Source organism: Oscillibacter sp. KLE 1728 (assembly GCF_934833455.1).
Taxonomy (GTDB): Bacteria; Bacillota; Clostridia; order Oscillospirales; family Oscillospiraceae; genus Oscillibacter; species Oscillibacter welbionis.
Genome location: NZ_CAKVVF010000058.1, coordinates 1 through 12,570, shown reverse-complemented (window position 1 = coordinate 12,570; position 12,570 = coordinate 1). Strand labels below are relative to the sequence as shown.

The following is a 12,570-nucleotide window of genomic DNA, read 5'->3' as shown; positions in this document are numbered from 1 at the left end:
CAACATCATCCCCTCCTCCACCGGCGCCGCCAAGGCCGTGGGCAAGGTCATCCCCGAGCTGAACGGCAAGCTGACCGGCATGTCCATGCGCGTCCCCACTCTGGACGTCTCCGTGGTGGACCTGACCGCCAAGCTGGCGAAGCCCGCCTCCTATGAGGAGATCTGCAAGGCCATGAAGGAGGCCTCTGAGGGTGAGCTGAAGGGCGTGCTGGGCTACACCGACGAGCCCGTTGTGTCCTCCGACTTCCTGGGCGATTCCCGCACCTCTATCTTCGATGCGGATGCCGGCATCGCTCTGACCGACACCTTCGTGAAGGTCGTCTCCTGGTACGACAATGAGTGCGGCTATTCCAACAAGATGGTGGAGCTGATTCGCTATATGTCCTCTGTGGACCACGAGTAAGATCGACGCAGAAGCTCCCGGGCCATTTGGCCCGGGAGCTTTTTTCACATTCCGCAGAGGAAAGGGCCCGCAGCACGCGGCAGGGGAGGGGCCGCCCGGTGTTCTGCCGCTTTCCCAGCCCTTCAGGGCAGAAAAATTCATGCGGTGTGAACGCACATAAGAATGGGGCGCTCCGCCAGATCCCGGCAGCTTTATGCATCCGGCCCACGGGCCGGACCGGGTCACCGTACCGCCGGAGACGGCACACAGTCTGTTTCGGTGCTTCTGCGCAGCAAAAAAGCGCCCTCCGGCGCCCCAACAGGCTTTCAGCTTCCGCATCCCTGCTTTTTGCCGGATGCCCTCTATACAGCACAACCCCCCGCTCGCTCCAACGACGAACGGGGGGCCTACTTCTGGATCGGAGTTTCCAATATGCATTACCTCTTGCTTTCTTGAGATACCGTCCGGATGCTGGGGAAACAGGGGAACTCAGGGGTTTGCCAATCCATAAAACATCGGTACACGCAGACGTCTGCTCTGGTTGCTACCAAAACTCGATTCTCGTGTGGCTCATCATCGTGAGGTGTGTTTCGTCTTTGGGTTCTTCCGGAGTTTCGCGTTTTGAGGAATTCCTCGATTCCGAACGGTGCAGGGATGATTGGGAATCTCTGAGCCAACTAGCCCAAGGGACTCACTCCTTTCCTGTGTCTATAATGTACAATAGATTTCTTTTACTGTCAAGTGTTTTTGTGTATTTTTACGCTTTCCATAAATCGAAATCAATTACCGTGAGCAAAATGCACAAAGGTGCGGGCCAAACTGCTCAACTCCGCAGCTGGCACAAAAACGCCCCGGGGGAGAGAGCTGCATCCCGAAGGAACGCCAGGCGCAGCGCCTCCAGGTTCTCTTCACTGTGCTCCACTTCACAGCAAAGGCGGCGGACAGCCTCCCAAAAGCCACATACTGCCGTCAGGCGCTGTGCCGTCAGGACCATCAGCACGCAGAACTGCGCCTGCCCCAGCAGGTCGCCGTCGTTGACCGCCTTCAGGAGATACCGGAATGCAAAGTATGTGCCCAGCCGCTCCAGCAGCGTCTCCGGCACGGCGGCGGGCGGCGCCTCCTCCGCCCTGCGCAGGAGCTCCCGCCAGTCCCCGTCCAGGGCCTCCAGCTTGGACAGCACCCGCAGGGCGTGTGGAAACAGGCCAGGCCCGGGCGGTACCGCCGTCTCCTGCTTCTTCCAGTCCGCTGCCAGAACCGCAAGGTCCTCTGTCCGGTCCTCATCCAGCAGGATTTGCGCCTCCGCAGCCAGGAGCAAAAATGCCTCCAGCCGCTCCTGCAGGGGACGAGGCCGATCCGCCAGCTCCCGAAGCATCCGCTCCCGCAGGGGCAGGAGGCCGCAGAGCCACGGGTCTCCCGGTTCCTCCGGCTCCGCCGTCTCCCGTTCCAGGAAGGACAGCGGGGCGGTGGAGCCAAGCAGCAGGTCACAGGCTGCCGGGCAGGAGGCACAGAGGCTGACCTCCCGAAAGGGGCCGTACTCCTCAATGAACCGGGGGTGGGTCCGGCAGGTCAGGGACGTGGCCTCGGCTCCCAATATCCGGTGGATCTCGCACAGATTCTCCCGGTTCAGAAAGGGGCACCGGCCGCCCCGGAGGGGGAAGCAGAAATCCCCCTCCTCGTCCGTCTGGAGCGCCTCCCGCAGCCGCTCCCCCAGGGAGCCGGGGGTCTCCTGATAGCGTCGGGCGGTCTCCTCGTCCACCACCACCTCCCACTTTTCGCAGCAGGTGTGGGGGCAGGCCCCCGCCAGACAGTGAAACGCCTCATAATAATCCGGCACTCGGGTCAGCATGGCGCTCTCCTCCTCAGTCAGTCTGCTCCATCTGCTGAAGCAGGTGGAAATGGTTTTTTTGAAACGTCAGCACACCCTCGTCCCGGAGCTTTCCAAGCGCGGTAGACATGGCGCTGCGGTCCACCGCCAGATAGTCTGCCAGCTGTTGGCGGTCCAGCGGGATATCAAACTCCGGCCCTCCGGCCTGCATGGCCTGGGCGGACAGATAACTGAGCAGCTTGTCCCGGGTGGTGCGGCGGGCCATGTGGCCGATCTTCCGGGTGAGGGTCAGATTCCGCCCCGCCAGAATGGTCAGCAGGTTCCGGGTGAATTCCGCGGCGCCCGGCCGGGCACAGGACAGCGCCTGTACGCTGTTGAGAAACAGCACCTCCGCATCCGCTGCCGCCAGCACGGCCACCTCCAGCGGCTCACCGCCCAGACAGGCATAGGCCTCCGCAAACACCTCTCCGGACCGGGCGAGGCCCACAATGGTGCGGCTCCCCCAGAAATCCTCCTTGACGATATGCAGCGTCCCGGAGAGGACCAGCCCCAGCCGGTCCGCCCGCTCTCCCCGCCGCAGGACCACTTCACCCCGGCCACAGCGGCGCTTCCGTGCGCCCAGGCCCTCCAGCAGCGCAGGCAGCGCCTCCTGCGGAATCCCGCGGAACAACGGCGTCCGGAGAAGAAGCGCGGTAGAAACTTCCATACCATTTTCTCCATTCCGTTGTAAAAACAACATACTTTTTTATCCCATTGTACGATACTAGGTCTCAGAAAGCAAGCAAAACGTTTGAAACCCCAAAAAGGAGACACACTATGGTAAGAAGGATCATCGAGATCGATCAGGAGAAATGCAACGGCTGCGGCGCCTGTGCCGCAGCCTGTCACGAGGGTGCCATCGGCATGGTGGACGGCAAGGCGGTCCTGCTGCGGGACGACTACTGCGACGGTCTGGGAGACTGCCTGCCCACCTGCCCCACCGGAGCCATCACGTTTGTGGAGCGGGAGGCCGCAGCCTATGATGAAGCAGCTGTCCTGGCAAAGAAGGCGGAGGCCCTGAAAGGCACCGCGCCGCGGCAGACGCCGCCCTCCGGCGGCTGTCCCGGCAGTATGGCCCAGGCCCTCCGTCCGGCGGTGGCTCAGGCCGTTTCCGCGCCGCAGGACGGCGCGGTGTCCCACCTGGCCCAGTGGCCGGTGCAGATCAAGCTGGTGCCTGTGGAGGCCCCCTGGTTCAACGGTGCCCGGCTGCTGATCGCGGCGGACTGCACGGCTTATGCCCGGGCGGACTTCCACCAGCGGTTCATGCGGGGCCGCATCACGCTGATCGGCTGCCCCAAGCTGGATGAGGGAGACTATGCCGAAAAGCTGACGGAGATCCTTCGCCGCAACGATATCCGGGAGCTGACCATCGTGCGGATGGATGTCCCCTGCTGCGGCGGTATGCAGCGGGCAGCGGAGACGGCCCTGCGGCAGAGCGGCAAGTTCATTCCCTGGCAGGTGGTGACACTGGGCCGGGATGGAAATATTCTGGAATAATAGGAGTGACCAATATGAACGCAACAGTAAATGAGAACTGCATCGGCTGCGGCCTGTGCGCCGGCACCTGCCCGGAGGTATTCCACTTGGGCGACGACGGGCTGGCCCACGGCAGCGGCATCCCGGAGGGCCAGCTGGAGGCGGCCCAGGAGGCCCGGGACGGCTGCCCGGTCAGCGCCATCAGCATCGAAGCATGAAAGCAGGCCCTGTCCACATGGACAGGGCCTGCTTTCATGCCGGTCTTGCGGTGCAGGTCCCAGTATACCGTTAAAACAGCCCGGTCTGGGAATGCGCCCGCGGTGAAGTCGCACAGCCTGTAATTCCCGGCCGGGTCTTCCAGCTGAATTTCCCCTTCTTGTGAAAAGGCGAATCGAAAACCGACGGTTTTCTGAAACCGGCCTCCGGGAGCTGTGCGTTTCCCTTGCAGCCGCAATCCCTGTGCCCCGTTGTGATAGGACGGCACCAAGCGGAAGCCCGAATTGCCGCGCCAGCGAATGGGCTGCGGGCAGCCCTGCGGCGGGGCTGCCCCTGCTGGCCGCAGAAGGAAAGGGGGGGCGCACCGGAAGGCAAGTTCCCCACCCCCGCGGGGACTGGGTCGCCGCGCCCAGGCAGAAGCAGGCCGGGCCTCAAGAGGCCCGGCCTGCTTTAACGGATTTCCCGCCTTTGGACGGTGCGCACTGCCCGGGGCAGCTCACAGGTTGGTGTCCAGCACGCCGCTAAACGCCTGGGGCGGCATCACGCCCACCTTCCGGTCAAATTCCTGGCCGTTCTTCAGGAACACCACCGTGGGGATGCTCATGACTCCGAACCGCCGGGCCAGATCCGGCTCCTCATCCACGTTCACCTTGCCCACCAGGACCTTACCCTTGTACTGGTCTGCCAGGGACTCGATCACCGGAGAGAGCATCTTGCAGGGGCCGCACCAGTCGGCCCAGAAGTCCACCATCGCCAAGGGGGCCGCCGCCACGGCGGCGTCAAATTCCGCAGTCTTGAAATGCTTGATTCCCATACGTCATGTCTCCTTTATACACTCAAATTTGATGTTGTACGTTCAGCTCTGTTTTTCCCGGCGCTCCTGAGCCGCCGCCCAGGCCGCCGCACTCTGCCCGGCGATCAGCCCATCTCCCGCGGCCTTGGAGACCTGAAGGGGACCGCCGGTGCAGTCTCCCGCGGCAAACAGGCCGGGGAGATTGGTGGCCATACGCCGGTCCACCGTCACATAGCCCTGTTCCACCGCCAGCCCCGGGAACAGCTCCGTGGGGGCCATGGTGGGCCGCAGGATGAACACGCCCTCCGCCGGAATGGTCCGGCCGTCGCAGGTGACGGACTCCACCCGGCCGTCGCCCCGGATCTCACACTGCTTGGGGCGGTCGAAATAGGTCACGGAGCAGCCGATTTTCTGGAGAAACTCCGCCTCCTGCCGGGCGGTGTCGGTGTATCCCACCACCGCCACCGGCTTGCCCCGGTAGAGCATCCCGTCGCAGGTGGCGCAGTAGCTGACGCCCCGGCCCAGAAGCTCCGCCTCGCCGGCAAACTTCTTCCCGCGGGCCACGCCCGCCGCCAGCACCACAGCCCTGGCGTTGTACATATCCGGCCCCACGCTGACATACCAGGCGTCCGGCATCTGCACGGCGTTCAGCACCTTGCCCGCCAGAAACTCCACCCCCGCCTGCTCCGCGTGGCGGCGCATGGCGGCCAGCATCTCCGCGCCGGACAGGCCGGGCAGGCCCAGGTAGTTGTCCACCTTCTCCGCCCGCCAGAGAGGATTTTCCTCCAGGGGATTAGAGACCACCAGTGCGCTGCGCCCCCGTGCCCGGACGTTGATGGACGCGGACAGCCCCGCGGGGCCGCCGCCGATCACCAGCACATCATAGGACATAGGAGTCCGCCTCCTCTCCCAGCAGGTCGGCCACCAGGGAGGCCACCTCCCGGGACGCCACCTGATAGTATACCTCATTTCCGGACCGTTCCGCCGTCACCACATTGGCCGCCCGCAGCTTCTGCAGATGCTGGGAGATGCAGGACTGGGACATGCCGGTGGACGCCTCCATGCAGCCCACATTGTGGCACCCGGAAATCAGCAGGCCGTGGACGATCTGCAGCCGGATGGGGTTGGACAGGGCCTTCAGCAGCGATGCCCGCTCCTCATAGTCGATCTGCTCTTCCACGATTCCACCGCCTCTCTCTTGGATTCTGGTATTAGATTATCAGAATATTCTCATTTTAGAAGTGGTTTATGCAACACTTTTGGAATTTTTTGCAGGGCCGGCCTCCCGGCTCGTCCGGGCAAGAGACCGTTGCTTTTGCACCGGAAGTCTGCTACACTGAATACGGTATATACGCAAGCTGAGAGCCGGCAGAGCGTACGCTCCACCGGCTCCCTATTCAAAAAAGCGGCGGCGCCCCGCCCAGGGGCGGACGCTGCGCGGAAGTGCAGACTGGGGGGCGGCCTGCCGCTCGGGGTATCCTATGCACCGGGTTCTTCCCGCGCCACAGGGCCCGGCAGCCCGATTCCGTCCGGTCTGCCGCCGGAATGAAAGAAAAGAGGGGCTTTCCATGATAAAAATCGCACCGTCCATCCTCTCCGCGGATTTTGCCAATTTGGAGCGGGATATCCAGCGCATCTCCACCGCCGATTACGTCCATGTGGATGTGATGGACGGCATGTTCGTCCCCAACATTACCATCGGTATCCCGGTGGTGAAATCCATCCGCCCCACCACGGCGCTGCCCCTGGATGTTCACCTGATGATCGTGGAGCCGGGCCGGTATGTGGAGCAGTTCTGCGACGCCGGCGCCGACCTGGTGACGGTCCATGTGGAGTCCGACACGGAGGAAAAGCTCCACGACGCCATTGCCAGGATCCACGCCAAGGGCAAGCGGGCCGGTGTGGTGCTGAAGCCGAAAACGCCTGCGGAGACGGTCCTGCCCTTCCTGAATGAGGTGGAACTGGTGCTGGTGATGACGGTGGAGCCGGGCTTCGGCGGCCAGAAATTCATGGCGGATATGATGCCCAAGGTCTCCGCCATCCGCCGCTGGATCGATGAGAAGAACCCCGGCTGCGAGCTGGAGGTGGACGGCGGCGTGGATCCCGTCACCTGCAAGACCTGCATCGCCGCCGGCGCCAATGTGCTGGTGGCCGGCAGCGCCGTCTACAAGGCTGACGATATCCCCGCCCGCATCGCGGAGCTGCGGGGCTGAGGGCGCGCCATGCGGAATCTGCACGATCTGCCCAGGGTCCGGCTGGGCGTGTTTCCCACCCCGTTTTACCGGCTGGACCGGCTGAGCGAGCAGTACGGCCGGGGCATCTGGATCAAGCGGGATGACCTGTGCGGCGTGGCCCTGGGCGGCAGCAAGGTCCGCAAGCTGGAATTCGTTCTGGCGGAGGCCCTGGACCAGGGGTGCGACACGGTATTCACCACCGGCGGCGCCCAGTCCAACCACGCGGCCCTCACCGCCGCCTGCGCCGCGCGGCTCGGGATGAAGTGCATCCTGCTGCTGAAGCGCCGGGGCGTCACGGAGCACCGGGGCAATCTGGTGCTGGACGAGCTCTTCGGCGCCGAGGTGCGTCTGCTGGACATGGATTCCTATGACGAGATCTATGCAGAGATGCACCGGATCGGCGGCACGCTGGAGCAGGCGGGGCACAAGTGCTGCTATATTCCCGTGGGCGCCTCCACGGCCCTCGGCGCCGTGGGCTACGTGAGTGGCGCCCGAGAGATCGCCGTCCAGGCTATGGCTGCGGGCGTGCGGCTGGGACACATCGTCTCCGCCACCGGCTCCGGCGGCACGGCCGCCGGGCTGCTGCTGGGAGCCGGGTTGTTTCTGCCCGGTGTGAAGGTCACCGGCATCGCCGTGGACAGCGGCCCCTTCGACAAGATCGTCCCCCGCCTGGCAGGGGAGGCCGCAGCACTGCTGGAGTGCCCCTTCCAGCCGGAAGAGAATGCATTTCAGATGGTGGAGCACATGGGCCCCGGCTATGCCCTGCCGAATCCGGAGGATACCCCCTATATCGAGGAGCTGGCCCGGACGGAGGGCATCCTGCTGGATCCGGTCTACACCGGGAAGGCCTTTGCCGGCATGGTGCAGCTGCTGCGCCGGGGAGCTTTTGATGGGCAGGACGACCTGCTGTTCGTCCACACCGGCGGCACGGCGGCCCTGTTCGCCATCGATCTGCCCCGGTGACGCCCCCTTTTTCCCATACCCGGCCGGAGCCCGGATACGAACCCTTTGAAGGAGCATCAGACCATGGAATATTTCCCCGCACCTCTTGAAAAACTGGTGGAGCAGTTTGCCCGCCTGCCGGGCATCGGCGGCAAGTCTGCCCAGCGGCTGGCCTTTTACGTGCTGGGCCTGCCGGAGGCGGAGGCCAGGGAGTTCGCCGACGCCATCCTGGACGCCAAGAAAAGCGTCACCTGCTGCCCGGTGTGCCAAAACTTCACCGCCGGGGGGCTGTGTCCCATCTGCGCCTCCCCCAAGCGGGATGGCTCCGTTATCTGCGTGGTGGCAGATCCCCGGGACGTGGCCGCCATAGAGCGGGCCAGGGAGTACAACGGCCGGTATCACGTGCTCCACGGCGTCATCTCTCCCATGAACCACGTGGGGCCGGACGACCTGGCCATCAAATCCCTGGTGGAGCGGGTGGCCAGCGGCGAGGTGAAGGAAGTCATTATGGCCACCAATCCGGACACGGAGGGGGAGGCCACAGCCATGTACATCGCCAGGCTCTTAAAGCCCTTTGACGTGCGGGTGACCCGCCTGGCCTACGGCATTCCCGTGGGCGGACATCTGGAGTTCGCCGACGACGCCACGCTGATGCGGGCCCTAGAGGGCCGCCGGGAGATCTGAGCGCCTCGCCCCCTAAATAAAAACGCCGGATGGAAACCCATCCGGCGTTCGTTTTTTCATTTCTCCTTGGGCAAAATCAGGTTCAGCAGCACCGCCATGATAGTTGCGATCACCACGGGAGACTGTCCGAACACCATGGTGAACGCCTCTGGGAACTGGCTGAGGGCCTCGGAGGCCTGGGAAATCCCCACGCCCAGAGCAGCAGAGAGACCCACAATGGTGGTGTTCCGGGCCGTCAGGTCCTGGGAGGCGATGAGCTTCATGCCCGTCATGGCAATGGTGGAAAACACCGTCACTGTGGCGCCCCCCAGCACGCACTGGGGAATGGTGGTCAGCAGCGCCGCAAATTTGGGGGAGATGCCCGCCAGCAGCAGGAATCCCCCGGCAATGGCGAACACTGTCCGGTTCACCACCTTGTTGGTGGTGACGATGCCCACATTTTGGGAGTAGGTAGCCGTGGGCAGGCCGCCCATCAGCGCCGTCAGGATATTGCTGGTGCCATAGGCGATGATACCGCCCTGGAGCTCCTGGTCCGTGGGATCCCGGTCCAGGCCGCCCACGGTGGTGGCGGTGAAGTCGCCGATGGCCTGGATGGAGTTGATGGCAAACAACAGCCCGATGGCCACACAGGAGGCTGGATCGAACTTCAGACCGAAGTGCAGGGGCTCCGGCAGGGCGAACCAGGCAGCATTTCCCACGTCGGCAAAGCTGACCATGCCGAAGCAGAGCGCCACCGCATAGCCGAACAGCATCCCGATCAGGATAGAAGCCAGCTTGCAGATGCCCTTGGCCTTGTGGTTCAGCACCAGCACGGCAGTCAGCGTCAGGGCCGCGATCAGCCAGTTCTGCCAGGAGCCATATACCAGCGCCTCCGTCAGCCCCTGTTGCGCCACCACGGATTCATAGGTGTTGCCGGTGCCGCCGGCCATGTAGTTGATGGCGGTAGGGTAGAGGGAGAGGCCAATGGTGAACACCACCGTGCCGGTAATGACCGGCGGGAACAGCCGGCGGATCTTCTTGACGAACACGCCCACCAGCACAGCCACGATGCCGCCCACGATCATGGCGCCGGCAATGGCCGCCACTCCGCCGCCGGAGGCGGCGATGGCCTGCATACTGGGAACATAGGCAAAGCTGACACCCAGGATCACCGGCAGGCCAGAGCCGAACCGCCCGCCGATGGGATACAGCTGGAGGAATGTGCACACGGCGGACATCACCAGGGATGCCTGGATCAGCAGCACCTGCTCCTCCTGGCTGAGGCCGATGGCTCCGGCGATGATGATAGGCGGGGTGACACACCCCACGATCATGGCCACCAGATGCTGCAGGGCCAGGGAGAGCGAGGTGCCGAGGGGCGGAATTCCCCGGGGCTGAAACAGCAGCTCCCGGCGGTCAAAGCGAGACTCCATGGGCAGGACTCCTTTCGGGCGGAAACTCCGCGCGTTCTGTGGTGCGGAAGTCGGGGCTTGAGGCTTCTGCTCTTATGATACCATGGATTTCTCCAAAAGCAAACAAAATTTTTGGTAACCTGAAAAAATAATTGGTTGTTTCGACAAAAGGGCGCCCCGGCTTTGACTGGGGCGCCCTTTTAATCAGTCTGCGATGGTGGGTACCGCGTCCGCGGGGATAGGGCAGGTGTAGCCTGCCGCCGTCCGGCGCTGAAACTCCGTCTTTGCCTCCTCCAGCAGGGCCGGGTCCGTCAGCAGGTCAATGGCGGCCGCCGCCAGGACCTTGCCGGCATGGAGGGCCGCCTTGTGGCCGATGTCTGTCCGGCCGCAGGAGACATTCTGCCAGCTATGGCCGGGGCAGCCGTTGGGCCAGGCGGCCACGTGGATCTGTGCAGTAGGGCACTGCCAGCTGACGTCGCCCACATCCGTGGAGCCGGGCTGGAAGGCGTCCCCCTGGTACAGGGGCAGCAGAAAGCGGTTCATGGCGTGGCCGGCCTGGGCCCGCCTGGCCTGGGCATCCGCTGCGTAGTCCAGATCATACTGGCTGCCCACGCCCGGCGCCCGGTCACTGCCGGAATAGGTCCCGGCCAGGCTGTCGGCAAAGGCCAGCTCCTCCGGCGTGTAACTGGGGACCCCCAGGGCCTCGAAATTTCGGTAGAGGACCCGCTCCAGGGCGTGGTTCGTGACGGTGTCCGCCAGGCCGTCGATGAATTTCTTCTCCACCGTAGTCTCAGTCATCAGAGCTGCGCCCTGGGCGATCTTGTCCACCCGGGCCTGCAGCTCCACGGCCTCCGCCACATGATTGGACCGGACCATGTACAGCACGCTGGCCCTGGGCTGGACCACGTTGGGACTCCGGCCGCCGGCATCGGTGATGGCGTAGTGGACCCGAGCCTTGTCACTCATGTGCTCCCGCAGGAACTGGACGCCCACGTTCATCAGCTCCACCGCGTCCAGGGCGCTGCGGCCACGGTCCGGGTCTCCGGCGGCATGGGCCGCCACGCCGGTGAAGTGGTACTGGGTTTGGATGCAGGAGTTGGAGGAGCCGGTAAGCACCTCGTTGGCGTCGTCCGGGTGCCAGGTGAGGGCCGCATCCAGACCGTACCATAGCCCATCCCGGGCCATAAATGCCTTGGCGGCGCCGCCCTCCTCGCCGGGGCAGCCATACAGTACCACGGTGCCGGGGATCTTGGCGGCCTCGAGATACGCCTTCACTCCCAGAGAGGCGGCCATGGCCCCGGCGCCCAGCAGGTTATGCCCGCACCCGTGGCCGCAGCCGCCGGAGACCAGCTCCTCCCGCGTCAGGCTGCCGCCCTTCTGGGAAAGGCCGGAGAGCGCGTCATATTCCGCCAGCAGGCCGATGATGGGCCGCCCACTGCCGTAGGAGGCGGAGAAGGCGGTGGGGATGTTGCAGATGCCCCGCTCCACCTTGAAGCCCTCCTGCTCCAGCACTCGGCAGTACAGGTCGGCAGACTGCTCCTCCTGGAGAGACAACTCCGCAAAGGACCAGATCTCATCTGCCACCTGGGCTACCAGATCTGCTTTTTTTTCGATGGCGGCGACGGCCGCCTGCTTTTCTGCTGTCATGGGGATGCTCCTTTCTGCGCCGGATGCCCCGGCCCGTTAAAAAGGGCGCGCACATCTGTGCGCGCCCCGCAGTTGCCCGGTCCCGCCGCCCAGCGGGCGGCACTGGGCTCAGGCTGCCTTACAGCACCTTGCTGAGGAAGTCCTGGAGCCGGGGGTGCTGGGGATTTCCGAAAATGTCGGCGGGGGAGCCCTCCTCCAGCAGCTTGCCGTCTGCCATGAAGAGGACCCGGCTGCCCACCTCCCGGGCAAAGCCCATCTCGTGGGTGACCACCACCATGGTCATGCCCTCCTGGGCCAACTGCTTCATCACGTCCAGCACCTCGCCCACCATCTCCGGGTCCAGGGCGGAGGTGGGCTCGTCAAAGAGCATAACCTCCGGCTCCATCATCAATGCCCGGACAATGGCAATCCGCTGCTTCTGGCCGCCGGAGAGCTGGATGGGATAGGCGCGGGCACGGTCCTGCAGGCCTACTCGGTCCAACAGGGCCAGGGCCTTTTTCTCCGCCTCGCCCCGGTCCATGTGCTTCACCTGGATGGGGGCCAGGGTCATGTTGTCCATGATGGTCATGTGAGGGAAGAGGTTGAAGTGCTGGAACACCATGCCCATCTTCTGGCGGTGCTGGTCGATGTCCACCTTTACCGTTTTGCCCTCCGCATTTTTTATCTTCTTTTTTGTGATATCCACCCCATTGAAGAGGATAGATCCTCCGGTAGGCTCCTCCAGCAGGTTCAGGCTGCGGAGGAACGTGGACTTGCCGGACCCGGAGGGGCCGATGACCACCATCACGTCGCCCTGGTCAATGTCCACCGTGACGCCGTCCAAGGCCTTGATGGCGCCCCGGTTGTAGTATTTCTTCAGGTCCTTGACTTGGATCAGCTTATCTCCGGTCGCCACGGCTCATTCTCCTTTCGAAGTAAGCGATGATCTTGCTGGTGGGGAA

At 64.0% G+C, this 12,570-nt stretch carries 13 protein-coding genes and 1 pseudogene; 6 read left to right on the top strand and 8 right to left on the bottom strand.

Going from position 1 to position 12,570, the window contains the following annotated elements; all coding sequences use genetic code 11:
• Positions 1-403, top strand: a pseudogene (locus QVE23_RS07745) (type I glyceraldehyde-3-phosphate dehydrogenase); the annotation flags it as partial.
• Positions 404-1,205: 802 nt separating this feature from the next.
• On the opposite strand, the gene fliB reads toward QVE23_RS07745, so the two are convergent.
• On the bottom strand, positions 1,206-2,228 hold the full coding sequence (gene fliB / locus QVE23_RS07740) for a flagellin lysine-N-methylase (RefSeq protein WP_287967880.1): 1,023 nt from the start codon (positions 2,226-2,228) through the stop codon (positions 1,206-1,208).
• A gap of 13 nt (positions 2,229-2,241) precedes the next feature.
• Positions 2,242-2,913 carry a Crp/Fnr family transcriptional regulator gene (locus QVE23_RS07735; protein ID WP_021750999.1) on the bottom strand — a complete coding sequence of 224 codons (672 nt, stop codon included), beginning with the start codon at positions 2,911-2,913 and terminating at the stop codon, positions 2,242-2,244.
• Positions 2,914-3,023: 110 nt separating this feature from the next.
• On the opposite strand from QVE23_RS07735, the gene QVE23_RS07730 reads away from it, so the two are divergent.
• The gene (locus QVE23_RS07730) at positions 3,024-3,743 is read left to right on the top strand and encodes an ATP-binding protein (RefSeq protein ID WP_021751000.1); all 720 of its coding nucleotides are present in this window, start codon (positions 3,024-3,026) and stop codon (positions 3,741-3,743) included.
• 14 nt (positions 3,744-3,757) lie between these two features.
• A complete protein-coding gene (locus QVE23_RS07725; protein WP_287967879.1) occupies positions 3,758-3,940 on the top strand; it encodes a ferredoxin in 183 nt (60 codons plus the stop codon).
• A gap of 494 nt (positions 3,941-4,434) precedes the next feature.
• Here the strand turns inward: QVE23_RS07725 and trxA are convergent, their stop codons facing one another.
• The 3 genes from trxA to QVE23_RS07710 are packed head-to-tail and all read right to left on the bottom strand — an operon-like array spanning position 4,435 to position 5,911.
• Positions 4,435-4,752 carry a thioredoxin gene (gene trxA / locus QVE23_RS07720; protein ID WP_287967878.1) on the bottom strand — a complete coding sequence of 106 codons (318 nt, stop codon included), beginning with the start codon at positions 4,750-4,752 and terminating at the stop codon, positions 4,435-4,437.
• Between the two features lie 42 nt (positions 4,753-4,794).
• The gene (locus QVE23_RS07715; RefSeq protein ID WP_021751003.1) at positions 4,795-5,622 is read right to left on the bottom strand and encodes an NAD(P)/FAD-dependent oxidoreductase; all 828 of its coding nucleotides are present in this window, start codon (positions 5,620-5,622) and stop codon (positions 4,795-4,797) included.
• Positions 5,612-5,911 (bottom strand): ArsR/SmtB family transcription factor, encoded by a 300-nt coding sequence (locus QVE23_RS07710; protein WP_021751004.1) that lies wholly within the window; start codon positions 5,909-5,911, stop codon positions 5,612-5,614. Before QVE23_RS07710 ends, QVE23_RS07715 begins: the two co-directional genes overlap by 11 nt.
• A gap of 388 nt (positions 5,912-6,299) precedes the next feature.
• Between QVE23_RS07710 and rpe the strand changes: the two genes are divergently transcribed.
• From rpe to recR, 3 genes are all read left to right on the top strand, one after another.
• Positions 6,300-6,944 carry a ribulose-phosphate 3-epimerase gene (gene rpe, locus QVE23_RS07705; protein ID WP_021751005.1) on the top strand — a complete coding sequence of 215 codons (645 nt, stop codon included), beginning with the start codon at positions 6,300-6,302 and terminating at the stop codon, positions 6,942-6,944.
• A gap of 9 nt (positions 6,945-6,953) precedes the next feature.
• Positions 6,954-7,928 (top strand): D-cysteine desulfhydrase family protein, encoded by a 975-nt coding sequence (locus QVE23_RS07700; protein WP_287967128.1) that lies wholly within the window; start codon positions 6,954-6,956, stop codon positions 7,926-7,928.
• Positions 7,929-7,991: 63 nt separating this feature from the next.
• On the top strand, positions 7,992-8,591 hold the full coding sequence (gene recR / locus QVE23_RS07695) for a recombination mediator RecR (protein ID WP_036631178.1): 600 nt from the start codon (positions 7,992-7,994) through the stop codon (positions 8,589-8,591).
• 56 nt (positions 8,592-8,647) lie between these two features.
• Here the strand turns inward: recR and QVE23_RS07690 are convergent, their stop codons facing one another.
• The 3 genes from QVE23_RS07690 to QVE23_RS07680 form a co-directional block, all read right to left on the bottom strand.
• Complete coding sequence (locus QVE23_RS07690; protein ID WP_021751008.1) at positions 8,648-10,003, bottom strand: uracil-xanthine permease family protein; 1,356 nt, start codon at positions 10,001-10,003, stop codon at positions 8,648-8,650.
• Positions 10,004-10,186: 183 nt separating this feature from the next.
• The gene (locus QVE23_RS07685) at positions 10,187-11,629 is read right to left on the bottom strand and encodes a M20 family metallopeptidase (RefSeq protein WP_287967877.1); all 1,443 of its coding nucleotides are present in this window, start codon (positions 11,627-11,629) and stop codon (positions 10,187-10,189) included.
• Positions 11,630-11,747: 118 nt separating this feature from the next.
• The gene (locus tag QVE23_RS07680) at positions 11,748-12,506 is read right to left on the bottom strand and encodes an amino acid ABC transporter ATP-binding protein (RefSeq protein ID WP_353847676.1); all 759 of its coding nucleotides are present in this window, start codon (positions 12,504-12,506) and stop codon (positions 11,748-11,750) included.
• Positions 12,507-12,570 lie beyond the last annotated feature (64 nt).